Annotated in this window: 26 protein-coding genes and 3 pseudogenes; 12 read left to right on the top strand and 17 right to left on the bottom strand. The window is 41.2% G+C overall.

All coding sequences use genetic code 11. The annotated features are described in order from the left end of the window. The first annotated feature begins 48 nt into the window (after positions 1–48). The 4 genes from HBH39_RS03785 (at position 49) to HBH39_RS03770 (ending at position 3,420) form a co-directional block, all read left to right on the top strand. Positions 49–615: a YajG family lipoprotein gene (locus HBH39_RS03785; protein ID WP_167675755.1), complete on the top strand. Its 567-nt coding sequence runs from the start codon at positions 49–51 to the stop codon at positions 613–615. A gap of 34 nt (positions 616–649) precedes the next feature. Then, the gene (locus HBH39_RS03780; protein ID WP_167675753.1) at positions 650–1,249 is read left to right on the top strand and encodes a peptidylprolyl isomerase; all 600 of its coding nucleotides are present in this window, start codon (positions 650–652) and stop codon (positions 1,247–1,249) included. Between the two features lie 268 nt (positions 1,250–1,517). Continuing rightward, entirely contained in the window at positions 1,518–1,850 is a 333-nt protein-coding gene (locus tag HBH39_RS03775; RefSeq protein ID WP_167679952.1) for a hypothetical protein, read from the top strand. Positions 1,851–2,019: 169 nt separating this feature from the next. Continuing rightward, positions 2,020–3,420: an AmpG family muropeptide MFS transporter gene (locus HBH39_RS03770; protein ID WP_167675751.1), complete on the top strand. Its 1,401-nt coding sequence runs from the start codon at positions 2,020–2,022 to the stop codon at positions 3,418–3,420. Between the two features lie 98 nt (positions 3,421–3,518). Here HBH39_RS03770 and HBH39_RS03765 read toward each other — a convergent pair whose 3' ends face one another. Beyond that, positions 3,519–4,004 (bottom strand): YajQ family cyclic di-GMP-binding protein, encoded by a 486-nt coding sequence (locus HBH39_RS03765; protein ID WP_167675749.1) that lies wholly within the window; start codon positions 4,002–4,004, stop codon positions 3,519–3,521. A 152-nt stretch (positions 4,005–4,156) separates the two neighbouring features. On the opposite strand from HBH39_RS03765, the gene HBH39_RS03760 reads away from it, so the two are divergent. Both HBH39_RS03760 and HBH39_RS03755 read left to right on the top strand, forming a co-directional pair. Beyond that, positions 4,157–4,513 carry a VanZ family protein gene (locus HBH39_RS03760; protein ID WP_244325735.1) on the top strand — a complete coding sequence of 119 codons (357 nt, stop codon included), beginning with the start codon at positions 4,157–4,159 and terminating at the stop codon, positions 4,511–4,513. A 30-nt stretch (positions 4,514–4,543) separates the two neighbouring features. Beyond that, on the top strand, positions 4,544–5,485 hold the full coding sequence (locus HBH39_RS03755; protein WP_167675747.1) for a ketopantoate reductase family protein: 942 nt from the start codon (positions 4,544–4,546) through the stop codon (positions 5,483–5,485). Between the two features lie 67 nt (positions 5,486–5,552). Here HBH39_RS03755 and HBH39_RS03750 read toward each other — a convergent pair whose 3' ends face one another. The 8 genes and pseudogenes from HBH39_RS03750 to hemA form a co-directional block, all read right to left on the bottom strand. Further along, positions 5,553–6,425, bottom strand: a complete 873-nt coding sequence (locus HBH39_RS03750) for an EamA family transporter (protein WP_167675745.1) — start codon at positions 6,423–6,425, stop codon at positions 5,553–5,555. A gap of 101 nt (positions 6,426–6,526) precedes the next feature. Beyond that, on the bottom strand, positions 6,527–7,378 hold the full coding sequence (kdsA, locus tag HBH39_RS03745; RefSeq protein WP_167675743.1) for a 3-deoxy-8-phosphooctulonate synthase: 852 nt from the start codon (positions 7,376–7,378) through the stop codon (positions 6,527–6,529). Positions 7,379–7,393: 15 nt separating this feature from the next. After that, on the bottom strand, positions 7,394–8,641 hold the full coding sequence (locus HBH39_RS03740) for a DUF819 domain-containing protein (RefSeq protein WP_167675741.1): 1,248 nt from the start codon (positions 8,639–8,641) through the stop codon (positions 7,394–7,396). A gap of 183 nt (positions 8,642–8,824) precedes the next feature. Further along, the gene (locus HBH39_RS03735) at positions 8,825–9,613 is read right to left on the bottom strand and encodes a SirB1 family protein (RefSeq protein ID WP_167675739.1); all 789 of its coding nucleotides are present in this window, start codon (positions 9,611–9,613) and stop codon (positions 8,825–8,827) included. 10 nt (positions 9,614–9,623) lie between these two features. Beyond that, entirely contained in the window at positions 9,624–10,019 is a 396-nt protein-coding gene (locus HBH39_RS03730) for a SirB2 family protein (protein WP_167675737.1), read from the bottom strand. A gap of 77 nt (positions 10,020–10,096) precedes the next feature. Further along, a pseudogene (gene prmC, locus HBH39_RS03725) lies at positions 10,097–10,950 on the bottom strand (peptide chain release factor N(5)-glutamine methyltransferase). 9 nt (positions 10,951–10,959) lie between these two features. After that, positions 10,960–12,045, bottom strand: a complete 1,086-nt coding sequence (prfA, locus tag HBH39_RS03720) for a peptide chain release factor 1 (RefSeq protein ID WP_167675735.1) — start codon at positions 12,043–12,045, stop codon at positions 10,960–10,962. Positions 12,046–12,059: 14 nt separating this feature from the next. Then, positions 12,060–13,310: a glutamyl-tRNA reductase gene (gene hemA, locus HBH39_RS03715; RefSeq protein ID WP_167675733.1), complete on the bottom strand. Its 1,251-nt coding sequence runs from the start codon at positions 13,308–13,310 to the stop codon at positions 12,060–12,062. A gap of 213 nt (positions 13,311–13,523) precedes the next feature. Between hemA and lolB the strand changes: the two genes are divergently transcribed. The 3 genes from lolB (at position 13,524) to HBH39_RS03700 (ending at position 16,034) form a co-directional block, all read left to right on the top strand. Then, positions 13,524–14,144 (top strand): lipoprotein insertase outer membrane protein LolB, encoded by a 621-nt coding sequence (gene lolB, locus HBH39_RS03710; protein ID WP_432280136.1) that lies wholly within the window; start codon positions 13,524–13,526, stop codon positions 14,142–14,144. A gap of 1 nt (position 14,145) precedes the next feature. Next, positions 14,146–15,018, top strand: a complete 873-nt coding sequence (gene ispE / locus HBH39_RS03705) for a 4-(cytidine 5'-diphospho)-2-C-methyl-D-erythritol kinase (RefSeq protein WP_167675731.1) — start codon at positions 14,146–14,148, stop codon at positions 15,016–15,018. A gap of 68 nt (positions 15,019–15,086) precedes the next feature. Beyond that, positions 15,087–16,034 carry a ribose-phosphate pyrophosphokinase gene (locus HBH39_RS03700; RefSeq protein WP_167679949.1) on the top strand — a complete coding sequence of 316 codons (948 nt, stop codon included), beginning with the start codon at positions 15,087–15,089 and terminating at the stop codon, positions 16,032–16,034. Between the two features lie 279 nt (positions 16,035–16,313). Here HBH39_RS03700 and mdh read toward each other — a convergent pair whose 3' ends face one another. Beyond that, positions 16,314–17,249 (bottom strand): malate dehydrogenase, encoded by a 936-nt coding sequence (gene mdh / locus HBH39_RS03695; protein ID WP_167675729.1) that lies wholly within the window; start codon positions 17,247–17,249, stop codon positions 16,314–16,316. A gap of 244 nt (positions 17,250–17,493) precedes the next feature. Beyond that, entirely contained in the window at positions 17,494–17,793 is a 300-nt protein-coding gene (locus tag HBH39_RS03690) for a hypothetical protein (protein WP_167675727.1), read from the bottom strand. 97 nt (positions 17,794–17,890) lie between these two features. Here HBH39_RS03690 and HBH39_RS03685 point away from each other — a divergent pair. Continuing rightward, a pseudogene (locus tag HBH39_RS03685) lies at positions 17,891–18,339 on the top strand (N-acetyltransferase family protein). Between the two features lie 17 nt (positions 18,340–18,356). On the opposite strand, the pseudogene HBH39_RS03680 reads toward HBH39_RS03685, so the two are convergent. The 4 genes and pseudogenes from HBH39_RS03680 to hemG form a co-directional block, all read right to left on the bottom strand. Continuing rightward, a pseudogene (locus HBH39_RS03680) lies at positions 18,357–19,612 on the bottom strand (Y-family DNA polymerase). Then, positions 19,612–20,019, bottom strand: coding sequence for a LexA family protein (locus HBH39_RS03675; protein WP_167675725.1), 408 nt, complete (start codon positions 20,017–20,019; stop codon positions 19,612–19,614). The pseudogene HBH39_RS03680 and the gene HBH39_RS03675 overlap by 1 nt, the downstream one beginning before the upstream one ends. Positions 20,020–20,213: 194 nt before the next feature. After that, complete coding sequence (locus HBH39_RS03670; RefSeq protein ID WP_167675723.1) at positions 20,214–20,729, bottom strand: cytochrome b/b6 domain-containing protein; 516 nt, start codon at positions 20,727–20,729, stop codon at positions 20,214–20,216. A gap of 3 nt (positions 20,730–20,732) precedes the next feature. Continuing rightward, positions 20,733–21,254 (bottom strand): menaquinone-dependent protoporphyrinogen IX dehydrogenase, encoded by a 522-nt coding sequence (hemG, locus tag HBH39_RS03665; protein ID WP_167675721.1) that lies wholly within the window; start codon positions 21,252–21,254, stop codon positions 20,733–20,735. Positions 21,255–21,668: 414 nt separating this feature from the next. Between hemG and HBH39_RS03660 the strand changes: the two genes are divergently transcribed. Together HBH39_RS03660 and HBH39_RS03655 are read left to right on the top strand one after the other, a co-directional pair. Continuing rightward, positions 21,669–22,883 carry an MFS transporter gene (locus HBH39_RS03660; RefSeq protein WP_167675720.1) on the top strand — a complete coding sequence of 405 codons (1,215 nt, stop codon included), beginning with the start codon at positions 21,669–21,671 and terminating at the stop codon, positions 22,881–22,883. Positions 22,884–22,886: 3 nt separating this feature from the next. Next, on the top strand, positions 22,887–23,726 hold the full coding sequence (locus HBH39_RS03655) for a TIGR03899 family protein (protein WP_167675718.1): 840 nt from the start codon (positions 22,887–22,889) through the stop codon (positions 23,724–23,726). A 76-nt stretch (positions 23,727–23,802) separates the two neighbouring features. Here the strand turns inward: HBH39_RS03655 and HBH39_RS03650 are convergent, their stop codons facing one another. Together HBH39_RS03650 and HBH39_RS03645 are read right to left on the bottom strand one after the other, a co-directional pair. After that, the gene (locus tag HBH39_RS03650; protein ID WP_167675716.1) at positions 23,803–24,417 is read right to left on the bottom strand and encodes a hypothetical protein; all 615 of its coding nucleotides are present in this window, start codon (positions 24,415–24,417) and stop codon (positions 23,803–23,805) included. A gap of 454 nt (positions 24,418–24,871) precedes the next feature. Next, on the bottom strand, positions 24,872–26,182 hold the full coding sequence (locus HBH39_RS03645) for a metal-dependent hydrolase family protein (protein ID WP_167675714.1): 1,311 nt from the start codon (positions 26,180–26,182) through the stop codon (positions 24,872–24,874). Positions 26,183–26,270 lie beyond the last annotated feature (88 nt).

The raw sequence follows: 26,270 nt of genomic DNA, 5'->3' as shown, positions 1-26,270 counted from the left end.
GGAATTCTGGTATCATTTTGTCCATCATTAGTTTGCAAAGTTTTAACCATGAAAATTACTGTTCCCACTTTAGTTAGCGTTTTACTTTTAAGTGCTTGTGCTAGTCATGAGCCAACTCACATTGCATTAAATCCAAGTCTAGGTTCGGTAAGCTTACAAACCGAAAACGATATTCCCGTATTTGTTGAGGTCATTGACACCCGTACTAAAAACTTTATTGTGCAATTTGATCAAGCCCCAAAACCACCCAGATTAGTCAGTGCCAGCGAACCTGTGCGGCTCCAACTTGAATCGCTGTTTCGTTCCGGCATGCGTAAAGCAGGTTATGTGATTGACCCTGCCGCCACTAAAAAAGTGCAATTTCAATTGGCATACTTACTCACAGATGTCACCGACAACACTTTTAACTATGAAGCCAAAACACGTTTAGTCATTAATGTAAAAGCACAAAATGCACGTCAAGAATTAACGAAAAGTTTTAGCGGAAATGGTTTTTTAAAAGGCCCACTTAGCCCAGACTTTGCTACTTTAGAACTCGATATTAATAAGTTAATCAACAAGCTAACTAGCGACATTTTAAATGACACCGAACTACATCAATTCTTAAACCAATAAAGCCATCTAACTAAACAGAAATTAAGGACTTTTCATGTTCAATAGATTGTTAGCAAAAATAAACTTAGCGGCAATAATCATACTCAGCAGCCTAAACGCTCATGCTGCTATTGATATTCAAAAAGAAACCCTCTATCCCAAGGTTGAGTTTGACACCAGTATGGGAAAAATTGTCGTTGAGTTAGATCGCACCCGCGCCCCCCGCACCGTGGATAACTTTTTAACTTATGTGGTAAAAGGTGACTATGACAACACTCTGTTTCATCGCGTAATTGAAGAGTTTGTTGTACAAGGAGGCGGACTAACCCCAAAACTTGAAGAGTTGCCATCAATGAACCCTGTTGTCAACGAGTCCGGTAATGGCTTATCAAATGGATTAGGCACTATCGCTATGGCTCGCGATAACGATCCACATTCAGCAACCCGTCAATTCTATTTTAATGTGGCAGATAATAAAAAACTCGACCCATCAAAGCGTCGATGGGGTTATGCTGTATTTGGTGAAGTCGTTGAGGGTATGCAAGTACTAGAAGCCATGTCACTTGTTGCTACCGAAAATAATGCCACCTTAAATTGGCCAGATTTCCCAGTTGAACCTATCCTATTGAAAAAAGCTACCTTATTAGCTCGCTAGACAATTTGCCCATGATTGCCGCTGAGTTGAATATCTCCATAGCATTTGATCAACTCAGCGCGTTATCGACACAAAATATAAAAATCTTTAGTTATTATTTATTACCCTTCTAGAAAAAAGTGCCAAACCTATGACTTTATTGAATAAAAAAGTATTGTCTGATATGTAATATTTTTGTCATATTTCCTGTCTTTTTTGAATTTAGCATCTATACTCTAATTTACCAGTTAAGCAGTTACCATTTATTGTGCAAGGACGTTTTATTATGATGACAGCGAATGATTTTATTGAGACTAAGGCCCCGCAATTAGCTTATTATGGCAAAGCTTTTTTAGAAGACCAATTAGACTATAAAGAAATCCAACTCTATATGTGGGATGTATTAGAAGAGTGGCAACACTTAACTGAAATGACACCAACAATGAATGTGCCTCAATCTGATACTGAAAAGGTTTTTTGGCATCTACTGCATTGTTTTGATAAGTGGCCAGCCTGGGCGCTGCGCGGCAACCAGTTTTTACGACAGCAAGTTGATGAATGCTGTGACTACATCAATATCGGTGGCAACCTACCTCAGTTATGCATAGGCATTCGGCCATAAATTTAAAGCAATGTTATCACTTTCTTTTTTATAAGCTTTAAATACTCTTCAAAACCTTATACTCAATAGCATAAGGTTTTTGTTAAATAACCTAGCTAAGCCAAATAAGCTTGAACCATTTAAGCCCACCCCTTAAGCTACTTGTCATTACTCAATTGCCCCGATGCTCATGTCAGATATTTTCAGCCGTTGTCGTGACCTGTTTGCCGTTTATTACCATAAACGGGTACTGATTTTATTATTGCTAGGTTTCTCAGCTGGCTTACCATTAATGCTGGTTTTTTCAACCTTAAGTTTTTGGTTAAGAGAAGCTGGCGTTGACAGAGCTGCAATTGGATATTTTAGCTGGATAGCACTCACTTACGCCTTTAAATGGGCTTGGTCGCCCTTAGTCGATAGAATGGCACTCCCCATATTTACCTCGCTGTTTGGTAGACGCAGAGGCTGGATGATCTTCGCTCAGTTATGCCTGATTGCCGCAATAATAGGCATGTCTGTTAGCGATCCGATTGAAAACCTTGAGCGATTAGCGGTATGCGCCCTATTATTGGCTTTTGCCTCTGCTACACAAGATATCGTTATTGATGCGTTTCGCATTGAGTCTGCCCCAGAAAAAATGCAGGCCGCATTAGCCGCCGCTTATCAGGTGGGGTATCGCAGCGCCATGATTGTTGCAACTGCAGGAGCCTTAACCATTGCCGCATGGGTATCGCCCGATAGCCAAGCGTATAGCCTTGAATCTTGGCAAACCGCTTATTTTGTTATGGCGATTTTAATGGGGGTTGGCTTAATCACCACATTATTTGCCAAAGAACCTGAAGTGGATACCAAAGCCGCTGATGAAATTGAGCTAAAGCTCCAACAAGATTTTGCTAAGCGTTACCCGCCGCTGTTTGCCAAAAGTTTTGCCTGGATATATAACGCCAGTATCTTGCCGTTTATCGATTTTTTTAAGCGTTATGGTAAAAGCGCCATTCTAATTTTATTGCTCATTTCTTGTTACCGCATATCCGACATCGTCATGGGCATTATGGCTAATGTGTTCTATGTCGATCTGGGGTTTAGCAAAGAGGAAATTGCCTTTTTAAGCAAAGTATATGGTCTGATTATGACCTTACTGGGAGCGGGTGCTGGTGGTGTTTTAATCATGCGTTATGGCACAATGAAAATACTATTTTTAGGTGCGTTATTAGTGGCGCTGACTAATTTGCTTTTTGCTTGGCAAGCCTATATTGGTTACAACGTGTCGTTTTTAACCTTTGCCATATCTGTTGATAATTTCAGTGCCGGCATTGCCACCGCAGCCTTTATTGCTTATTTATCTAGCCTAACCAGCAGTGGATACAGCGCAACCCAATATGCTTTATTATCATCCATTATGCTGCTATTCCCTAAATTTATTGCAGGGTTCTCGGGCACTTATGTTAACGCCTTTGGCTATATTAACTTCTTTATTGCCGCCAGTTTGATCGGCTTTCCGGTATTAATATTAATTGCATTGGTTAACCGCGCCAACATTCAATCAGCAACAAAAACCGATGCAGAAACAACACCGGAATTGTCACAATAACAATATCCTCGCCATAAAAAATGACGGCTAGCAGGACTTTGCTAGCCGTCTTTTTTACTATGATTCACGAGTTGAAATCATAGCCAATAACTAAAAAGTTAATCTTTAAAATTATTAAACTGGAATGGCTGACCAAGATCAGACTCTTTCGCGAGACGCATTACCGCTTGTAAATCATCACGCTTTTTACCCGTCACTCGGACACTATCGCCCTGAATCGCCGCTTGCACTTTTAACTTACTGTCTTTGATTTGCTTAACCAGTTTTTTGGCGGTAAGTGATTCAATGCCTTCTTTAAACTTAACTTTTAACGAGAAGGTTTTGCCCGTATGCAATGGTTTATCATCAACTTCCATTGATGAAGGATCAACATTTCGCTTACTCAACTGCATTCTAAATAAATCGACCATTTGATTGCAGGTAAAATCATCGTCTGCCGACAAGGTCACCACAAAATCTTTTAATTCAATATCAGGGTTTTTCCCACGAAAATCGAATCGCTTATCAAGTTCGCGTCTAGCATTATCCACCGCATTACGCAGCTCAACTTTATCGACTTCTGAAACAATATCCATTGATGGCATAAGAATTCTCACTTAAAACGTAATGTATTGGGCTATTTTAACGTGAAAAGTCGGTTTTTGGCGATGCTTAGACTGAATATAGATGACTTTGTGCGGTAGTTTTTTTATGATGAAGGTTATTTTCAAACAGCCTTAAGGCAGATGTAACGCTTGTGATTAATTATCGAAATGCTTTTAAACTGGCGTTATTGCTCGCAGTTGTGGTCACTAGCTACTTAGTTTTCTCCAAACCCAACTACCCGCAAACATTTACCCATATGGATAAAGTAGGTCACTTAGGTAGTTTTTTTGCGCTTTCTTTTCTTGCTCATTATGCCTTTAAACCTAAATGGTATTATTTAGTTGGGGTGCTGGCAGGTTATGCTGCCTTGATAGAGCTGATTCAATCTCGTTTGCCTTATCGCAGCGCCTCGGTTGCTGATATGCTTGCAGACTTAGCCGGTATCGCCTTATTTTACTTAGTTAACTTTACATTTTTACAGTACAAAAAATTGCGTTTGAAGCATTAATTTTTCAATCAGCTTGGAAAAGGGTCGTTTATGGGTCGCAAACACATTGGCGTATTGGGTGCTGGCGCAATTGGACAGTTAATTTTTTCCCAGCTATCAGCACACATTTTAACCCATCACCTTAGTCACTCATTTAGGGTTGATTTAGTGAGTCGCCAAGCACAACCACAATCAATAAGTTTTACCGACTTAATGGGTAATCCACACTCTCAAACATTGTCGCTTTTAGATATTAAAAGTGAGCAACTGGCCAATATTGATGTCGTTATTGTTTGTGTCAAAGCTTATCAAGTTCATCCGCTAGTCTTGTCGATACTCAATAAAGTTAAGCCTGATTGCCATATTATCTTGTTACATAATGGTATGGGACCACATTTAGCAGTGGCGAAGTTGCTGCAAGACTTCCCACAAATGGGTTTAACCCTTGCCACCACATCGCAAGGGGCACTGCGTATTAGCCCTTGGCATGTCAAACATACCGGTGAGGGCAAAACCAGTTTCGGTCACTTTTGTGGTGCACCGCTAGATGAGGCAATTCAAAAGTGTATCACCAATGCCATTCCAAATAGTTGTTGGCTAAGCGATATTCAAACAGCGCTTTGGCTTAAGTTAATCATTAACTGCGCGATTAATCCGTTAACCGCTTATTACCAATGCCCAAATGGACAGCTAATCGATGATGCGTATCAAGATGAAATAAAAGCGGTGATTAGTGAATGCGTGTTAGTTGCCAGCGCAGACGGGATTAACTTAGATGAAAAAGAGTGCTGTCGAAGTGTGTTAACCGTTTGCCAGTTAACCGCCAATAATATCTCGTCGATGTGGCAAGATATTCAATCGAACCGGCAAACCGAAATCGAGTTTATCAGTGGTTTTATTGTTAACAGAGCTAAGCACCACGGTATTGTCACCCCTGCAAATCAACTCAACCTTGATCGCATAAGCGCCTTATACCAAATGGGCAATGCATAAGACTTTATAGCGTTTTGTTGATTGATAACGGCATTAGCTAATCGCTTATTAGCAGATCAAACCAAGATTAACTCCACATCACCAATACTGCGGCAATCGCAATTAACACAAGCCCAAGCATGTCATTTTTCTTCAACTTTTGCTTTAACCATAAACTGGAAATAAGCATCATAAAAAACACTTCAATTTGGCCCAAGGTTTTCACATAAGGCACAGCCTGTAATGACATTGCCGTAAACCAACCTATCGAACCGATACAACTACTAATGCTAATCAATAAGGTTAATTTAGGCCGTTGCCACAGTGCTACTAACGTCGATTTATCGTATAGCAGTAAAAAACTCACTAGCAACAAAGTTTGCAAACTGATTACGGTTAATAACACCCAGGCGGCACCATGAGGAAATGGCATATCAAGTTGTAAACTCGCTTCCCTTACCCATAAGGAGGTCATCGCAAAGGCACTGCCACAGGCAATACCAAGCAATACGGTTTTTAATGACAAGGTTTGAATCCCCTGTTGAGTACTTAACAACATAATGGCGATACCACCAAGCAGTACCCCCAGCCAACCCAACAAACTTAATTGCGTGCCAAAAAACAGCATTCCCAAAATAGCTGCAACTAAGGCTTCACTTTTGGCAAGTCCTGCACCAACCGCAAAGTTCTTCATTTTGAATAACTTAACCATTAGGCCTGTCGCTAGAATTTGCATCAATGAAGCCCCAACCACAAAGCCCCAAAAAGATTGATTAAAATCAGGCATTGCCGTGGGTTGCCAATAATTTAGCCCTAAAAGGTAACAAGCCGCCAATGGTCCCGCCCAAATAAAGCGAGCAAGTGTCACCCCTGCAACCTTAATATCTTGACTTAACTGGCTTTGAAATGCATTGCGCCATGCCTGCATAAACGCCGCCATGACAGTAAAAAAGATCCACATTAGCTAATCCCTAACAGCCAGTAACAAAAAGCCCTGAAAATTCAGGGCTTTTAATCTATCATGCTTAGTTATCAAACTGGATAACAATTTATGATAAAAGGCTATTTACTGGTATCAATAAACTCAAATGATTTAACTAAATCATCAACTGCTTTCATTTGAGTCAAATAGTTTTCTAGCTGATGAAGCGGCAGCGCACAGGGGCCATCACATTTCGCGTTATCAGGTTCTGGGTGCGCTTCAATAAATAGCCCTGCTAAGCCTAATGCCATACCACTGCGAGCAAGCTCAGTAGCTTGTGCACGACGACCGCCAGCGGAATCACTGCGTCCACCAGGGCGCTGCAATGCATGGGTAGCATCGAAGATAACCGGATAACCACTTTGCTTCATCTCGTCCATACCCAACATATCAACAACAAGATTGTTATAACCAAAACAGCTACCACGTTCACATAGGATAATATTGTCATTACCTGCTTCATTGAACTTTTTCACAATATGACGCATTTCATGTGGCGCCAAAAATTGTGGCTTTTTAACATTGATAATCGCACCAGTTTCAGCCATTGCCACCACAAGATCCGTTTGACGGGCTAAAAATGCAGGCAATTGAATTACATCAACCACTTCAGCAACGGGTTTGCACTGGGCAACTTCATGGACGTCGGTAATGAGTGGCACATTGAAAGTCGATTTAATCTCTTCAAAAATGCGCAAACCTTCTTCCATTCCAGGACCACGGTATGAATGAACAGATGAACGATTGGCTTTATCAAAAGAGGCTTTAAACACATAAGGAATGCCAAGTTTTTGAGTAACTTCAACATAGTGCTCAGCTATCGTCATGGCCAAATCTCTTGACTCAAGCACGTTCATGCCACCAAATAAAACGAATGGCTTGTCATTGGCAACTTGAATACCATTAGCGAGTTGAATAATTTTTTGTTCCATTGCTTCCTCTTGGCTCTACGCGCCGATAAATTGTAAAAACTGACCACACAGCCAAGCCATGTAGGTACCTAATGCATAACCAAATACCGCAAGTAATACACCGACGGGTGCTAATGCTGGGTGAAACGCCGCTGCTACAACAGGCGCAGAAGCCGCGCCACCTACGTTTGCCTGACTACCCACTGCCATATAAAACAACGGCGCTTTAATCAGTTTAGCAATTAATAACATAAAACCAGCATGGATCAACATCCACACAATGCCCACTAAAAAGTAAATTGGTGTATCCATGATCTTAGTCACATCCATATGCAAACCTATGGTTGCCACTAAGATGTATAAAAATGCCGAAGCGACTTTTGATGCGCCAGCAGCCTCTAAATGACGCACCGGGCTAAATGACATTGCTAAACCAATGGTGGTTACAATCACCACTAACCAGAAAAACTTAGAGGTTAAACTATAATCTGCTGTCCATGGGTAGTTTGCTTCAAAAAATGGTCCAAGAAAATCAGCTACTAAGTGTGCTAAACCGGTAATACTAAAGCCAACAGCTACGATCATCATTAAATCGCGCAATGAAGGAATACGCGCATGCTCAGCATGATATTTTTCCACTTTCGCTTTAAGATGTTCAATTGCTGTTGTGTCAGCACCTGTTTTGGTATCAATCTCTTTCGCTTTAGATGCCAAAAATAACAACACCGCCATCCAAATATTAGCCACGATGACATCAACCGTCACCATCACAGAAAATATCTCGCCACCTACTTCATAAATCTCTTTCATCGCAGCTTGATTCGCACCGCCACCAATCCAACTTCCTGCTAACGTTGTCATGCCACGCCAGACCGCATCAGGGCCATTATTGCCTATCAATGTTGGGTCAATAAAAGACACCGCGAGTAACGCTATCGGCCCACCAATAACAATCCCGACAGTACCAGTCAAAAACATAATCACAGCTTTAGGACCAAGTCCTAAAATAGCTTTTAAATCAACACTCAATATCAATAATACTAAGCAAGCAGGTAGCAGGTATCGAGAGGCAACGTAATACAGTTGTGACTTTTCACCATCCACAATCCCAAAGGTATTTAATAGTGAAGGTAAGAAATAGCATAAAAGCAGTGCGGGAATAAATTTATAGAATTTTTGCCAAAACGGATGTGGCGATGAGCTAGTGTAAAACACAAATCCTAGAATGGCTGCTAATAAACCTAGCGCAGTTGCGTCATTCGTGACCATTGCAGACGTTGTCATGCAGTTATCTCCCTTGCAAAAGCATTGTAAATAGCGCAAAGCGCTAAAGAATTTTTAATGATGACTATTGTTATTATGTTTTTAATTGTTGTGTGCTGGATTTTCAAACAGGGTTAACCATATCATGCAATGTAAGTGTCGCTGTGTGAACTGTCAGGCATTTTAGCGCCTGACATCCATTCATTAATGATAGGTTTGTGCGAGCTGGCTCAATTCTTTTAATTGCATCTTAACCAATTCAATCACAGGATCATGCGGGCTATTATCAATAAAGTGCTGCAAATCTGACATGGCAACCTTAATACAACCTAATTGCTGAGCAATAAATGCCCTTTCACGATTTAGGTTTACATCATCAGGATGCCATTGTAATAGCAAGTTACAACATTCCATTGCTTGTTCATATTTTTGGCTCACTATGCAGCCCGCTTTTAACTCGTGCAGCATGCGACTGATCAATCGCTTTATGCTAGCAGGCTTTAAATAGCTTGGTTTTAGCTTTGCGGCATTACCTAATTCACCACGTACTAACACATGCAATTGATGACGATTCATTTCCTGTCCGGTTAACGGGTCAAAGTATTTAAGCTCATCATTAACAAAACTACGTAAAATCGTATGCCCAGGTAATAATACGGCATCAACCGGTAAATCTAATTGTTTGGCCAACAAGATGATCAGTGTCGCTAAGGTTGTACTATTACCCTGACGCTTTAACACGCAATAACATAAATCCGCAGCTTCAACACTGAAGTAGTCATCGCGTGGCTGAAAGCCAAGATCTTGATAAAACCATGAAAACAGTTTTTGTAACCGTAATTGTGGATCAACCACATAATGGCTTAACACTGAACCGGCTATTTCGTACCAAGCCCATAAAGCTGGTTGAGCACGAGAAAAACCTAAATGTTCTGATAGTTCAAACGCTGTTTCTGGAATAGAAACAGCGTCTTTCATAAGATGTTTTGTCATTAAAAATCTACTAACCCATTAATACAACTTGTTTAAAATGAGCCAGCTTGGCCGCTAACACTAGCCAACCGATTGCCCCCATAAAGGCAAAAAACTTAAACAGTTTATTACGGTTTGACTTGAGTGCCATGATCCCTAATGCAATATATGCGATGACACAGATGATTTTTTCAGTCATCCATGGATCCACAAATGGATACTGCTTGATCATAAAACAAAGTGTAAAGCCTGACACTAATAAGAAAGTATCAATTACATGAGGTGCCACTTTAAGAAACTTTCTTTCCATCAGTGGTGATTGACGTAAATGCAATCCAAAACGCAGTACAAAAAAAGCCACGCTTAATGCAACAAACATCAAATGCGTATGCTTCACTGCTGGGTATAAACTATAAAACGTTTCCATTATTATTTTTCTCAATTGGGCAAAAACAAAATAGCCGCTAGTTTACCAAGTAAACTAGCGGCGTCCAATAGATATGATTATTGAATCCACGTGCCAATAGTACAACGATCGTTACTACCAAAATCCCTTACCGTTGCGACATTTTGATAGCCTAGTTCAATCAATTTTTGACGGACTTTTAATGCTTGCTGGTAACCATGTTCCAGTAACAAATAGCCACCGGGTAACAGATGCTCACGCGCTTTATCTGCAATATGATATAAGTCGGCATAACCTTCTTCAGCAGCGGTTAAGGCACTTTGAGGTTCAAAGCGAACATCACCCAAATTAAGATGCTCATCTTGCTCATCAATATAGGGGGATTAGATACGATTAAGTCAAAATCACGATGTTTAACCGCACTAAACCAATCTGATTGCATGATTTCAACATGCTCTAATTGTAAGTTTTTACGATTAGCAATCGCTAACTCAACCGCCTCTGGCACTTTATCAATTGCGGTAATGCGCCATTTTGGTTTTTCATGGGCAAGCGATAACGCAATAGCACCTGTACCTGTACCCAAATCCAACACTCTGGCATTAAAACGTAAATTGAGATTTAAAGCCGTCTCAACCAAAATTTCAGTATCAGGTCTGGGTATCAAGGTTGATTCATTAACAATAAATGGTAACGACCAAAACTCACGCTCACCAATAATATGCGCAACTGGCATACCTTTCTGACGCTTTTTTACCATAGCTTGAAAATGGTTAAATTGCTCAACACTTAAGGTACGCTCAGGCCAAGTATATAAAAAGCTCCGAGTTTTGTTTAAACAATGCACAAGCAAAGCCTCAGCATCTACATGTGCAGATTCAGAGGTAGCAGCTAATTGCGAGTAAGCCCATTGCAGGGCTTCTGCGATAGTCGAATATGAAGACTGAGGCAAAGTTTATCCTTAGTCGCCTGATAGCGCGGCTAATAAATCTGCTTGGTGCTCTTGCATGATCGGCTCAAGTAGTGCGTCTAAATCACCTTCCATCACTTCATTTAACCGATATAAGGTTAAATTGATGCGGTGATCACTGACACGACCTTGAGGGTAATTGTATGTACGAATACGCTCAGAACGATCACCACTTGCCACAAGACTGCGGCGAGTAGATTCTTCTTCGCTACGGCGCTTTTCATCCTCAACAGCTTGAATTCGAGCAGCAAGCACACTCATCGCTTGAGCACGGTTTTTGTGCTGTGAGCGTTGATCTTGGCATTCCACAATAATCCCGGTTGGGATATGCGTTATTCGAATAGCGGAATCGGTTTTGTTTACGTGCTGCCCACCGGCACCTGATGCACGGAAAGTATCTACTTTTAAGTCGGCAGGATTGATTGAAATAGCTTCAGCTTCTGGTACTTCATGCATCACAACCACAGTACACGCCGATGTGTGCACACGACCTTGAGATTCAGTTTCAGGCACACGTTGTACACGATGTCCACCTGACTCATATTTTAATTTGCCGTAAACACCTTCACCGCTAACTTTAACAATGATTTCTTTATAACCACCATGTTCACCTTCATTGACGTTCATGATTTCCATCTGCCAGCGGTTGGCTTCTGCATATTTGCTATACATGCGATATAAATCGCCAGCAAAAATAGCGGCCTCATCGCCACCGGCACCAGCACGAATCTCCATAAACGCATTGGTATCGTCGTTAGGATCTTTTGGTAGTAATAGAATTTGAAGTTCGTCTTCTAAACGGGCTAATACGAGTTTAGCCGCTTTCATTTCTTCTTGAGCCATTTCACGCATTTCTGCGTCATCTTCTTCAAGCATGTCTTTGGCTGACGCCAAGTCTTCCTGCGCTTGTTGAAAAGCCTTAAAGCCTTTTACGACGTCTTCAAGTTGAGAATACTCTTTAGAAAGGGTGCGAAAGCGGTCTTGATCCGCAATCACGCTAGCATCTGATAATAATGCCAATACTTCTTCATTACGTTCAAGCAAGCCTTCAAGCTTGCGGATAACGGATTCTTTCATTTAGCTCGCTAACCTTAGTTTTTATCTAATCCGAGCGCAACTCTTAACTGTCCTAACGTATTCAAATCACCTTGACGGCTTGCTGCCGTTAACGCTTGAGTGGGGGCATGGATCAGACGATTAGTTAACCTATTCGCTAACTCCAATAACACTTGTTCGCAGTCGCTACCTTGAGCGAGTTTGTTCAAGGCTCGTTCTACTAACTCATCTTTAATTGCCACACTTTGGCTGCGATACTCACGAATACTGTCTACAGACTCTAAAGAACGCACCCATTCCATGAAAACATGCGAGTGTTCTTCAGTTATTAATTCTGCTTGCTCGGCGGCTTCCTTACGTGAAGCCATATTCTGTTCAATGATACTATGCAAATCGTCAACAGTATAAAGGAAAGCGTCGTCTAACTCACCGACTTCTGCTTCAATATCTCTTGGTACTGCAATATCAACCAATAACATAGGTTGGTGGCGACGTTGTTTTAGTGCCTTTTCAACCATGCCTTTACCCAAAATAGGCAAAGGACTCGCGGTAGAGGATATCACAATATCTGCATTAGCAAGATAGTCTGGAATTTGCGACAGGGTAATTGCCGTTGCATTAAACTCTTCACACATGGCTTGAGCACGCTCAATTGTACGGTTTGCCACAACCATAGAGTCAACACCATTATCTTTTAAGTGTTTTGCAACTAATTCAATGGTTTCGCCCGCGCCAATCAGTAACACCTTAGTACTACGAAGACTAGAGAAAATATGTTTTGCCATACTCACGGCAGCAAATGCTACAGATACGGCCGCAGCTCCAATTTCTGTCTCGGTGCGTACTTTTTTAGCAACTGAGAAAGTATTTTGGAAAAGACGATCAATAGTAACAGCGGTAGTTCCCGCCTCTTTGGCTTTAACAAAAGCTTGTTTAACCTGGCCGAGAATTTGTGGCTCACCTAACACTAACGAGTCCAGTCCTGACGACACCCTCATTAGATGCTTGACCGCTACTTGGTCTTCATAAGCATAGATACAAGGCATTAATTCATCATGAGTCAAGCCATGGTAATCTTGCAACCACTCAATAATGTCCGCTTGTTCCGCATTATTGCAATATAATTCTGTACGGTTACAAGTCGACACAATAACGGCTTCACCAGTACGAGTGCGACTGGCTAAGCTTTTCATTGCTTCGTGTATGCGATCTGGTGAAAAAGCAACTTTTTCACGTAAATCTACCGTGGCGGTTTTATGGTTTATCCCGATTGCTACTAGGCTCATCTGACTCGTTCTAAGTTCTTCTCGGTATCGTTAATTAGGCTATTCTACTTAATCAGCCCAATTAAAAACACAATTGGGTTAACAAAACCGAATATATATCTAATTTTTTCTTTATTGTTACAGCATCTTAAAACTGTATAGCAAAAAGCATTTTTACAACAATCAGTTTGACCAGTATTATGGTGGCATCATCTACATACTGACGAGCATCACTTGTTGCGTTTTTCTCAGATAAAATATTCAATGGCAATTTGTATCATCTTGCTATTCAGTGCCTGTACAAGCTTACCTTCACCGACATACCAACCTGTTGAGGTTAGCGATGCTAGCCTTGCTAATAACTGGGAAATACAGGGAAAAATATCCATTAAATCATCCAGTGACAAGTTTAGCACTAACTTATATTGGTTCCATCATACCCAAGGTAATGAATTACGCCTAACCACTGTACTGGGTACAAATGTGCTTACTCTCAAAAATACTCAAGGTATGGCATCACTCGAAGTGGATGGGAAAACCTATCATGATCGCGATGCGCAAAACTTATTAGAAGGAATAAGTGGGATCACTATCCCATTTAACAAACTTCCCCTCTGGATAACCGGTCAAATAAGCAGCAACGATGACGTTGTTAGCTATAATTCACAAGGCAAAGTGAAGCAGCTGATTAGCACCGATGAGCAAGCAGACTGGATAGTCGAGTTTATCAGCTGGCAGCAACAAAGTGGCGCAATGGTGCCTAAGCAACTCAAAATTGAGCGTGCAGATGTACAAATTAAAATTCAAACCAACCAATGGCAGGCATTGACGCCACAGTTAACTACAGGAAAGTAAATTGAAAACAAAACTTCCCATATCAAAAAGCTGGCCTGCTCCTGCTAAATTAAATTTATTCTTACATATCACAGGACGTCGTCATGATGGTTATCATGAATTACAAACCTTATTTCAGTTCATCGATCATTGTGACTACTTAGATTTTCATGTTACCGAGACACCTGAAATTCGTTTACACTCGAATATGGCTGATTCTGTCCCTGACAGCGATAACTTAATTCTAAAAGCAGCAAAATCATTAAAACGATATACGCAATTTCCTGGCGGTGCTGATATTTGGCTCGACAAATTACTGCCTATGGGCGGTGGTTTAGGAGGCGGTTCTTCAGACGCAGCTACCACATTAGTCGCGTTAAATTCACTTTGGAAAACCGATTTACCATTATCTAAGTTGGTTGAGATTGGACTCGCGCTAGGTGCTGATGTACCAGTGTTTATCAATGGGTTAGCGGCTTTCGCCGAAGGAGTTGGTGAAAAGTTACAACCGGTAAAACCGGCCGAACTTTGGTACTTGGTTATCGTACCTGATGCGCATGTATCAACCCAAGCTATCTTCCAACATGCCGACTTACCTCGTAATACCCCCAAACTCTCACTGGACACTTTACTGTCCAAACCTTGGTCAAATGATTGTCAAAACTTAGTGATCAAACAATACCCTCAAGTTGCCAATGCCTTAAACTGGCTGGTAGAATATGCGCCGTCGAGAATGACCGGAACAGGCGCTTGTGTGTTTGGGGAGTTCAAGCATTCGCAACAAGCGCTTGATGTATTAGCAAAATTACCTGCTGGTATGAAAGCTTTTGTCGCAAAAGGGCTCAATACGTCGCCATTACTGGCACGGCTTGAAAGCTCTGAAACAATCTTCTAAGTCAACAGTTTATGAAAACACGTATTGACTTAGCCACTAATTTTAAGCAAACACCTGAGGTTCATAAAGTGCCCGACATCAAGCTCTTTGCTGGTAACGCCACCCCAAATCTAGCCGAAAAGATTGCCGATCGTTTATTTTGCAAACTTGGCGACGCAGTTGTAGGCCGTTTCAGCGACGGTGAAATCAGTGTTCAAATTAATGAAAACGTACGTGGTGCGGATGTATTTATCATTCAATCTACTTGTGCGCCTACCAATGATAACCTTATGGAATTGATCGTTATGGTTGATGCGCTACGTCGCGCTTCAGCTGGTCGTATCACTGCTGTTATCCCTTATTTTGGTTATGCTCGCCAAGACCGTCGCGTTCGTAGTGCTCGTGTACCTATTACCGCTAAAGTAGTTGCCGACTTCTTATCAAGTGTAGGTGTTGATCGCGTTCTTACTTGTGATTTACATGCTGAGCAAATTCAAGGTTTCTTTGACGTTCCAGTAGACAACGTATTTGGTAGCCCAGTGTTACTTGAAGATATGTTAGCAAAGAAACTAGACAACCCAGTTGTTGTATCACCAGATATTGGTGGTGTTGTACGTGCTCGTGCGGTTGCTAAATTATTAGATGATTCTGATTTAGCGATTATCGACAAACGTCGCCCTCAAGCAAACGTTGCCCAAGTGATGCATATCATTGGTGATGTTCAAGGTCGCGATTGTATTATCGTTGACGATATGATCGACACTGGTGGCACCTTATGTAAAGCGGCTGAAGCATTAAAAGAGCATGGCGCAAATCGTGTATTTGCTTATGCAACTCACCCTGTATTCTCGGGTAATGCCGCTGAAAACATCGCTAATTCAGTTATCGATGAAGTGATTGTGACTGACACTGTTCCATTAAGCCCTGAAATGCTTAAAGTGGGTAAAGTATCACAATTAACCATGTCTGCAGTACTCGCTGAAGCGATCCGCCGTGTGAGCAACGAAGAGTCTATCTCTGCAATGTTTCGTCACTAAATAGTGGTTAGCTGACTACACTAAAACGCACTCATCTGAGTGCGTTTTTTGTTTATAGCGATCATGGAAAGAAATAGCGATGTTTGCAGCAAATACGCTCTCCTCTTCAATGAAGTATTTTTGTCATTCAAAAAAGCACAGCAAAAGACATTCGTAAACTCATTGACCGCCGATGCCCACCTGAAACGTGAGCTTAAATTTGCCAGTAAGTGATCAGTTTAGGCATAAAAAAACGCGAGCTAACAGCTCGCGTTTTTAATGACATTAACCTACTTTGAATTACTTAACGAATTCAACACCTAGTTTAATATCAGCATTTAATGTGTCTAACATTGAGTCACGTGCATTGGCTTCAAATGCGCTAACTTCGCCATATGGGAGCACTTTTTCAACGCCGTTTTTACCTAGTAGAACAGGTTGTGCGAAGAATTCAGCATGCTCACTGCCGCCATCGACATAAGCGCATTCAACCACGTTTGCTTCACCTTGCAAGCCACGCACTAAAGATAAACCAAAGCGACATGCCGCTTGGCCCATTGACAATGTTGCGCTACCGCCACCGGCTTTAGCTTCAACCACTTCAGTACCAGCATTTTGAATTCGAGTCGTCATTGCTGCCACTTCTTCATCAGTGAAAGTCACACCTTCAACTTGAGAAAGTAATGGAAGAATCGTCACACCACTGTGGCCGCCAATTACGTTTACTTTTACATCAGCAACATTTAAGCCTTTAAGCTCAGCAATGAACGTTTCGCTACGAATAACGTCAAGTGTGGTAACACCGAATAAACGGTTTTTGTCGTACACACCGGCTTTCTTTAATACTTCAGCAGCAATTGCCACTGTTGTATTAACTGGGTTAGTAATAATACCCACTAATGCTTTAGGGCAAGTTACAGCCACTTTTTCCATTAGGTTACGCACGATGCCAGCATTGATGTTGAATAGATCTGAACGATCCATACCAGGCTTACGCGCAACACCTGCAGACATTAGCACTACGTCAGCATCAACAAGCGCAGCAGTCGGATCTTCACCAGCAAACCCCTTTACTTCTACGTCAGTTGGGATATGACTTAAATCAACCGCTACACCAGGAGTAACAGGCGCGATGTCATATAGAGACAACTTTGAGCCCGCAGGCAGTTGAGTTTTTAACAATAAAGCTAGAGCCTGGCCGATACCACCAGCAGCACCCAATACAGCAACTTTCATAATTATCTCCATCAATTTATGCAGTTTGTGACATAGATCTATCTTTCTTGGGCGTCACATTACTGCAATGTCGAACTAATTTCAATTATCCATTGGTGGAGTAAGGTAAATAAGTGTTTACTAAAATCAAGTCATATGTAACGCAGCTGTTTAAATTAGTGTTTTAGAACTTTGCGCTATGAGTTATTGCAAGCAAGTGCAAGTTTAAATAGCCTTTATTGAACCCATTTATTCCAAACTTCAATCACGCATCAAAACGGGCATGATTATTCACTTTTCCAATATTGATCCGATAAAGTGCAGCTGGCGGTTGCTCACGTTCAATTAAATAGCTCCAATAATCATCATCTAATGCACTAATAAATCCTGACTCCCCTCGCGACAATAAAATTAATCGCCACCAAACAATGCCCCACAGGCCAAAACTACATAATGTCAGGCAAAAGTGCAGCGGATGATTAATGGGTTTTGGCAAGACAGTATGTGATAACGTTAATTTTATAGTAGGATGCCGATGAACCCTGAATTGATAATGTTTAGCCATAACTCACCTTCAAATACAAAACGAAAGAGACCTAACTAAGCATAGTAGACTTTAGTCGAATATCGATAGCAACATTCCTAATCAGAACGAGATAAAAATGAACATAAGAACTGGCCAATTAAGTGACTTATCAGCCCTAGTTGCCTTTAACCAAGCAATGGCGATGGAAACAGAAAACCTCACCTTAGATTCTGCTACCCTAACCAAAGGCGTTGAGGGTTATTGACACATCCTGAGCGAGGTTTTTACTTAGTCGCTGAAATAAATAATGAAATTGTTGGCTCATTAATGGTGACATTTGAATGGAGTGACTGGCGAGCATGCCAGTATTATTGGATTCAAAGTGTATATATTCGTCCGCAAAATCGTCGCCAAGGTATTTATGGCAAATTGTATCAAGCCATTAAAGATCTCGCGGCAGAAAAAGGCGATGCAGCCAGCTTTAGATTATATGTTGAACAAGAAAACCAAACAGCACAACACACTTACAAAGCACTTGGTATGGAGCAAAGCTACTATTTGATGTTTGAAGAAAAAGCCAAGTAAGTTAAAAAGGTAACAAACTAACACCTAATATGCGGTACACAGCGCCATTGGGTTGTGTACTGCGGTGTTAACATTTCACGGCGCATTGCCCACTTTTGCTCAACACCTTGTGATGCCAAAAATAAGGTATCACGACCGTAACGCTGATTAATGCCATCCAATGCCTGCATTAATGCTGGTTGATGTCGAGTGCGAGCAAACAAGTCCAGTTGTTGATAATCAGCACGGGTTAACTCAATAAGCCCCACACCCACTTTGTAATAGCGAATCCCTTGTAAATACAATTGTGCTGCGGCCGCAGTCATTGCTTGATTTAACTCAATAGTTGAGTTTGTTGGCAATGCAAAATGAATCACCACTTTACGACTTACCGGACGTTCGTCATAAGGCGAGTTAATGGCAAAAATCAGCATGGCCTTACACATTGACCCTTGCTGACGAGCTTTAGCGGCTGCTATTGCCACATGCTTACTTAATGCTTGTAATAATAAGCTGTAATCGGTAATTCGCTCGCCTAAACTACGCGTGGAAAATATCTGTTTTTTGTCGGCTCGCGCTTGATCCCACACCTTACAAACTTGGCCATTTAACTCGCGTACCGTACGCTCGACTTCAATGCTAAACTGTTTACGCGCTAGCGCTGGCGGCATTGCGGCAAGTTGGGCTGCGGTGGTAATTTTCAATAGGGCCAATTTTTTACTGAGCCGCCGACCAATCCCCACACATCAGCGACCCCGACCTGCTGCAATATTTTATGTCGTTGCACACTATCGTCTATAACACATACGCCACGATATTCAGGTATTTTTTTAGCGGCATGATTGGCAATTTTCGCCAATGTCAGCGTGGCTGCCATCCCTACACAAACAGGCAAGCGCGCCTCTTTCCAAACCGCTCGACGAATGCGTTGACCTTGGGTGCGCAAGCAAGAAATAGCAGGATAACTATGTTTGAAAGATAAAAAACTCTCATCGATAGAATAAATATGTTGCTCTGGGGCAAAACGGCCAATAATCGCCATCATTTTTGTCGACAAATCAGCATACAATTCATAATTGGATGAGCAGGCAATAATGCCCTGCTGTTCACATAAGGTTTTAAGTTTAAAATAGGGCAAAAAGCTTTCAACACCTAGCGCTTTAGCTTGCCGATTAGCAGCCACAACACAACCATCGTTATTACTTAACACCACAATAGGTTTGCCGCGCCAATCAGGTCGAAATACCTGCTCAGCACTGCAATAAAAACTATTAGCATCTACAAGCGCAAACATTACAAATTAACCAATAATGGGCTTTGGCGATGACATCGGATCGAGCGGGTCACGACACCTTCAATGCTAAACTCATCGTATTCATGGATCACCACAGCTTGATACAATTGATTAGATGATAATAATAGCCGCCGCTGGGTATCAATAATTTTACAAACAAATTCACCATTAAAATTGGCGACAATCACATCACCATTACGGGCAGTTTCATGACGGTCAACAATTATCACATCGCCATCAAATATCCCAACATCCTGCATTGAATCCCCCTGTGCCAAACCAATAAAAGTCGCGCTTGGATGCTCGATTAATAGCTCATCCATACTTAACGTTAATTGACTATATTCAGCAGCTGGCGATTCAAAGCCTGTTACACCAGCGCGAGCAGCAATAGGAATAATTTTCATATAACAACCACTGTATAAAAACACAGTTAATTTTAGCAATAAATGCCACTTGTGCAAGCTTATTCGTCAGGGAGATTTGTCCAGCATGGATTGGAAACTTAAAGTTTGAAGGCAAAAGAAAAACAGCAAGGTATTGCAAGAGGAGTAGAATAAATGAAAGGCCATGTTTACACACAGCCCCTTAAAATAGCAGGTTAATCAAAAAAGTCACGAATATGTAATAAGGCGAGTAAAGCATGCAGCACAAGAAAACCGATAAAACCTTGTGCAAACACTTTATGGTAATCACGCCAAGTTATCGCGTCACTCGGCGCCACTAAAAACCAGACTAAGCCAGTGACACAGACTAACAGCAGGAGTATCACGCCTAGGCCTTCAATAATACTAATTAGCCCTTTGCCGCCAGATACCGGAAGCCGACCTTTAGCCAGCCCTTTGATGTCAGAGATTAACTGGCTAAAATCGAATATCAGCCAAGGAAAAAATAATCGCCACTGCCCTTTGGCACACACCTTCAAGGTAAATAACATGGCCAACAATGCAGTAAACAAGCCACCATATACATGAAATTGATCCCAGAAACTGGCATTGGTTCTAAGTTGACGACCGATCACAATCCAGGGGCTGGTACAAACTAATGTTACGCAAAATAACAATACTAAAGCATGCAGAAACGATGAAATTGCCTGCCCAACTTGCTTCAAGCCCATCAACTAGGCCTCTATCATGGCTTGGGCAAATTTATCTACCTTTTGCCAATCGGTATACTCAACTTTAGTATTGGGATCTGTCGGGCCTTTGGTTATCCACATAATAAAACGAATGATATTGCGATCCATCGGTCCATACCCTTGATAATCTAAATTACCCGCAAAGGTTTCAAGTAACTTAGGTTTCCAAACCGTTTGCTGTAAAAATGCTTGCATGTAGGCATTGGTTTCAGGAGTATTTTTGTGGGGTTTACGGGCCACCAAACTCACCGAGAAAAAGCCGCTGGGCTTAGTTTCAAGCTGTACCTGATGACGCTGAATAAATTCGTACAGCGCAGGACGATGTTTACCATGACGAATACTGGCACCGATAAATATTTTATCAAAGCCTGATAAATCATTAACATCATCTAATGCAGCTAAAGTAACTTGATGATCAGTTTGGTGCACTTGCTGTTGGATATACTCACAAATTTTGCGAGTCTGTCCGTGAACACTTGAATAAACCAGAAGAATGTTAGCCATATCGCCACCTAAAAAAGATCCTATTTATAACATCTTACTTTATATGGAACTTATTGGCTTTGAAACAGATCACGTGCTCAAAAGGTAATTATCTTATGCACTGATCGTTTCCCCTGCATGCAACCTATTAGCTATATCTTGCTTAAATGAAGCTGCTTATAAGTATTCACTGATATTTAATACCAATCACAATAAATAAGTGGCCAGAAATAGCGTAGGAAAAATGCGTGATAACAAGGCAGATTTTTTTGATAAGTAGTTATTCTACAATCAAAAAATCTAATGTAGTTATCAGGTATTTTCACAAGCTAGAATGATCAGTTATTTAATACGATTGGTATAACTCTTTCATTAAAAATAAAACTCTGACAACATGAGCGAATAAGCTACTTTGTTAACGCTCTTGGATTAATCATGTCAACCACAACGCCATTGGTAACCGGCCCACAGGCGCTCAACTCATACCAAACTAACCCACAACACTTATTACTGTGGATGACCTTTGTAATGGGCATTGTGTTTGCCGTTTGGCAAGCCCTGCTGAATAACTTTGTTATCGAAAGAGCCGCTTTTACTGGCACAGAAATAGGCATACTTCAAAGCCTGCGCGAAGTACCTGGATTTTTAGCCTTTACAGCCGTCTTTGTATTATTATTTATTCGCGAACAAGCCTTTGCCCTAATCGCATTAGCCCTGTTGTGTATTGGCGTAGGCATAACCGGATTTTTCCCCGATGCATTCGGTTTATATTTAACCACCATAATCATGTCGATTGGTTTTCACTATTTTGAAACCATCAACCAATCCCTTACCTTGCAATGGGTCGATAAAGCCGATGCCCCTAGCTTTATGGGCAAAGTAATTGCGTGGCGATCTGCGGCTGCTCTTACTGGTTATGCCAATATTTGGGTAGTGATGACATGGCTTAAATTAGACTATGTGTGGATGTATGCCATCATTGGGGCTGCTGGGCTGTGTATGGTGTTATTTATGAGCCAGTTTTTTCCTCAATTTACTCTCAATGCCACTCAACATAAGCATTTATTAATGCGAAAACGTTACTGGCTTTATTATTTACTGACCTTTTTCTCAGGCGCCCGTCGGCAAATATTCGTGGTATTTGCCGGTTTTATGATGGTTGAAAAGTTCGGTTACTCAGTTACGGAAATCACCGCCCTATTTTTAATCAACTATGTCATAAACCTCTTTTTTGCGCCCGCTATTGGTCGACTTATTGGCCGTATTGGTGAACGCTACAGCTTAATATTTGAGTATATCGGCTTAATCATAATCTTTATCTGCTACGCCTATGTTGATAACGCACATCTAGCCGCAGGATTATATGTTGTAGATCATCTGCTTTTTGCCATGGCGATTGCGATGAAAACCTATTTCCAGAAAATTGCCGACAAACAAGACATTGCTTCTACCATGTCAGTGAGTTTTACAATTAATCATATTGCAGCGGTGATCATTCCCGCTTTACTAGGTCTGTTATGGATAAACTCACCTAAATACGTATTCTTTATTGGTGCCTTCTTTGCTGCATGCTCATTAATATTAGCCTTTAATGTACCACAAAATCCACGTGCAGGAACTGAAACTAACTGGCCGAAAAAAGGAGTGTAGTTGATGGATGAAATAGCTAATAAATCAACAGATTCAGAAGTATCCGCTAGAAAGAAGGCATTACAACTTGGTCGGATTATCGGGCTTACAAGTGAAGACGATTATCGCCCAGCCACCGCTTCAATTGCCGAACGAGCTCAACATAGGCAACGTAAACAATTAAGCGTACACCAAGCCAATTTAGAGAGTATTTTTACCCTTGCGTTAAATTACACTCCATCAGATGTGACAGGGAGTGATTTAGATGCTGATTGGAGTTACCAATTTTTTCAAATGGCTGAACAAATCCATAACCGTAAGATGCAAGACTTATGGGCACGAATTTTAGCCAGCGAGATTGTCAATCCCGGAAATTTTAGCCTGCGAACACTAGCCATATTGCGCCAACTGACACTCAGAGAAGCACAAGTCCTTGAAAAAGCATTAGGAATGTCAGTAAAAATAGGCAGTGATAATCGTGTAAAACTACTCACAGGCTACCGCTTAAATGGCGGCATCAAACAATATTTCCGAAAAAGTACCACTGTCAACATACCGCTATCACAGTTTGGTTTGCCCTATTCGAATATCTTAACCCTGATGGATGCAGGTATTTTGCATAACAGTGAGTTTGAAACAGGATTACTTGATCCCAAAGCGATCTTAACAATGCGCTTGTTTACTGACGAATGGCAAATTCAACCGCAAAATAGCCACTTACAGTTTACTTACTACCGCTTTACGCCAATTGGTGATGAAATTTGTCAATTAATCGCAGCAAAAGCCGACAGTGACTTTAATCAAGCCTTAAAAGCGCTGTTAAATAAAGACTTTAGACTGAATAACTCGATTGGAAATAAGTGATGACTCTTCAACAGCCATCTGTGTGTAGCGTTAGCTGTTAACAGTTAGCTGGGCAAAATTTATCACGTTGCCATGGCTACACTTTATAAAGATGAGAATACTTAGCTTTATGAGCACTAAATAAGAATTGCCTTAACGCCTCACGCGCGTCGCCTTTGGCGTTAATTTTTGCCGCCATCACCCCGTTTTCAGCTCGAACAGGCTCAAAGTCAACATCTACTTCTAGGCCATTACTTAGCATTAATTTACCAGAAGTCGGAATATTAGCATGGCGTTCATCATGCATTTTGAATGTTAATCCAGAGCTTGATAACGATAAGACTTCAACAGGCTGCTGAGAATTATTGTCGATGACAGTAACATTTTTTAGATCAGTAATACGCCAACTGCGTTCAGCGCCACTGGTATCCACAACCTCAGGCACGCCAAGTACAGGAATAAATTGACCTAACTCATCTCGTTTTAATACCAAAGGAAACCATAATCGATAATGGCTGATTTCAGCTAGTAATGTCAGCTTAGATTCACCTAAAATATTGGCTAACACTTGTGGTATTTCGGTTGATACGCTTAACGAGTTCTCAGCCAAAATATCAGCGTCAGTATGTCCCGATTGACGTTTGTCACCGGTTAAGCTGGTTGCAAATAAATCACTAAAGCAAGCTAATTCTTCGTCAGATAACGAGCTCATATCAATCAAAATTCCAAATAAGTCAAAAGTATAAATCTTCACATGTAACAACAGTGTAAACGAATGAGTAAACTTTGACCATAACCATTAACTATAGATCATCTTGGTATGAATTAGTGTCATTTTATTATCAATGTGAGGTTAATCACGACTTAAACAAGTAAACATTAAATCATGGTTTACTTATCCCTCACCAACAACATCAATCCAAGAGTGTTCACACTCAATCAAACAAGAGGACACGACTGTCATAGTGCGTTTTTTGTACTATACGTCACTCATTATCATCTGGTTCATCATATTCTTATGTGAAGAGTGACTGAAGCTAAGGTCATAGATAGAACAAAATATTACGGTTAGACAGGATATAAAAAAGGGCACAACAATGCATGTTCTGCCCTAATCCGAATAGAAAAAAATTAACTAATCTGAGTGATGCATAAAAGATTAGCTATCATTGCTTAACGATTTTGCCTGCCTTCATCACAAATGGAATGTCCAGAAGCACTTCAATATTATCAAGTGGGCTAGTTGGCATAGCAATGATATCGGCATATTTACCTGCCTCTAATGTCCCCAACTGTGCTGACATATCAATCAAATCGGCTGCGTTAACAGTCGCTGATTTCAAAATATCCATATTCGTCATACCAGCGCGGCTCATGAGTACCGCTTCCTTGGCATTATCACCATGATGAGACACGCCACTGTCAGTACCATAAGCAATCTTTACACCTGCTTTGTAGGATGCTTTAAAATTAGCCATCATATCGCCGCCAACACGAATCGCCTTTTCTTTAATCGCAGGAGACAACACATCGGTATTTTTAGCCATTTGCACTACGGTATCACCGGCCAATAATGTTGGCACAAGATAAGCGCCAGACTTTTTAAATAACTTAATGCTGTCTTTGTCTGCATAACTCCCATGTTCAATACTATCAACACCTGCACGCAATGCGGCGTTAATACCTGAGGCGGAATGAGCATGACTAGCTACCTTACGCCCTAACGCGTGGGCAGCATCAATGACTTCTTTTAACTCATCATCTTCCATTTGCTGACCAGTACCCGTATTGGTATCAGACAACACCCCACCAGTTGATGTAATTTTAATGACATCTGCACCAAACTTTATCGCTCGGCGAGTTGCGCGGCGACAATCATACGGGCCATCACAAATCGTTTTTTCAGTATATTTTTCAAGTAAATCAGGACTCATGCCGTCAACATCACCATGACCACCTGTCACAGACACACCACCAGATGCGATAATTCTCGGCCCCGTTACCCAACCTTTATTAATGGCATCTCGTAGTGCATAAATTTGTTCTGGTTTGGCCCCTAAATCTCGCACTGTAGTAAAACCAGCTTGTAAGGTTTTATTGGCAAAATATACACTTCTCATTGCAACAGCAGCATCAGACATTCGCAAAGCATCACTGTCATTCTTAGGGCCTAATTCACCTTGTAAGTGAACGTGCATATCCATTAAACCCGGCATAACAAACGACTTTTTTAAATCAATAATCGTTAAGGTATCTTCTGGAGTATGGGCCACATCATTCAAGTAACCTGATTGCACATCAACAATCAGCCCATCACGGATCACTAAGGTTTGTTCGCTAGTTGGTTTCTCTCCTGGTACCGCGAGTAATTGTCCAGCATGCAGCAGGGTAATGTCTGCGGCCTGAACAGAAACAGCCAATAATGCGGCGCCAATGGAACTACCTAAAGTACTCAGGGTAAATAAAGCTGATTTCATTATGTGGTCACTCAAGTGGATAAAGGTTCAATCAATTAAAATGGCAAAGAACCGTTCAAGTTACAAGCTATTAAACCATTTGTTACAT

It is taken from the genome of Shewanella aestuarii (assembly GCF_011765625.1).
GTDB classification, from domain to species: Bacteria; Pseudomonadota; Gammaproteobacteria; order Enterobacterales; family Shewanellaceae; genus Shewanella; species Shewanella aestuarii_A.
Note: the sequence above shows the minus strand (reverse complement) of the source record. Positions and strands in the feature narration are given on the sequence as shown.

Excerpts from the sequence above, each read along its gene's own strand:
- prfA (WP_167675735.1), bottom strand. The coding sequence starts at position 12,045 with ATGAAAGAATCCGTTATCCGCAAGCTTGAAGGCTTGCTTGAACGTAAT.
- HBH39_RS03785 (WP_167675755.1), top strand. The coding sequence starts at position 49 with ATGAAAATTACTGTTCCCACTTTAGTTAGCGTTTTACTTTTAAGTGCT.
- HBH39_RS03740 (WP_167675741.1), bottom strand. The coding sequence starts at position 8,641 with ATGACAACGTCTGCAATGGTCACGAATGACGCAACTGCGCTAGGTTTA.
- HBH39_RS03730 (WP_167675737.1), bottom strand. The coding sequence starts at position 10,019 with ATGGAAACGTTTTATAGTTTATACCCAGCAGTGAAGCATACGCATTTG.
- HBH39_RS03775 (WP_167679952.1), top strand. The coding sequence starts at position 1,518 with ATGACAGCGAATGATTTTATTGAGACTAAGGCCCCGCAATTAGCTTAT.
- HBH39_RS03655 (WP_167675718.1), top strand. The coding sequence starts at position 22,887 with ATGGATGAAATAGCTAATAAATCAACAGATTCAGAAGTATCCGCTAGA.
- HBH39_RS03765 (WP_167675749.1), bottom strand. The coding sequence starts at position 4,004 with ATGCCATCAATGGATATTGTTTCAGAAGTCGATAAAGTTGAGCTGCGT.
- HBH39_RS03650 (WP_167675716.1), bottom strand. The coding sequence starts at position 24,417 with ATGAGCTCGTTATCTGACGAAGAATTAGCTTGCTTTAGTGATTTATTT.
- HBH39_RS03755 (WP_167675747.1), top strand. The coding sequence starts at position 4,544 with ATGGGTCGCAAACACATTGGCGTATTGGGTGCTGGCGCAATTGGACAG.
- HBH39_RS03675 (WP_167675725.1), bottom strand. The coding sequence starts at position 20,019 with ATGAAAATTATTCCTATTGCTGCTCGCGCTGGTGTAACAGGCTTTGAA.
- HBH39_RS03770 (WP_167675751.1), top strand. The coding sequence starts at position 2,020 with ATGTCAGATATTTTCAGCCGTTGTCGTGACCTGTTTGCCGTTTATTAC.
- kdsA (WP_167675743.1), bottom strand. The coding sequence starts at position 7,378 with ATGGAACAAAAAATTATTCAACTCGCTAATGGTATTCAAGTTGCCAAT.
- HBH39_RS03750 (WP_167675745.1), bottom strand. The coding sequence starts at position 6,425 with ATGTGGATCTTTTTTACTGTCATGGCGGCGTTTATGCAGGCATGGCGC.
- HBH39_RS03690 (WP_167675727.1), bottom strand. The coding sequence starts at position 17,793 with ATGGCTAAACATTATCAATTCAGGGTTCATCGGCATCCTACTATAAAA.
- HBH39_RS03735 (WP_167675739.1), bottom strand. The coding sequence starts at position 9,613 with ATGACAAAACATCTTATGAAAGACGCTGTTTCTATTCCAGAAACAGCG.
- HBH39_RS03780 (WP_167675753.1), top strand. The coding sequence starts at position 650 with ATGTTCAATAGATTGTTAGCAAAAATAAACTTAGCGGCAATAATCATA.
- mdh (WP_167675729.1), bottom strand. The coding sequence starts at position 17,249 with ATGAAAGTTGCTGTATTGGGTGCTGCTGGTGGTATCGGCCAGGCTCTA.
- HBH39_RS03645 (WP_167675714.1), bottom strand. The coding sequence starts at position 26,182 with ATGAAATCAGCTTTATTTACCCTGAGTACTTTAGGTAGTTCCATTGGC.
- hemA (WP_167675733.1), bottom strand. The coding sequence starts at position 13,310 with ATGAGCCTAGTAGCAATCGGGATAAACCATAAAACCGCCACGGTAGAT.
- hemG (WP_167675721.1), bottom strand. The coding sequence starts at position 21,254 with ATGGCTAACATTCTTCTGGTTTATTCAAGTGTTCACGGACAGACTCGC.
- HBH39_RS03670 (WP_167675723.1), bottom strand. The coding sequence starts at position 20,729 with ATGGGCTTGAAGCAAGTTGGGCAGGCAATTTCATCGTTTCTGCATGCT.
- HBH39_RS03660 (WP_167675720.1), top strand. The coding sequence starts at position 21,669 with ATGTCAACCACAACGCCATTGGTAACCGGCCCACAGGCGCTCAACTCA.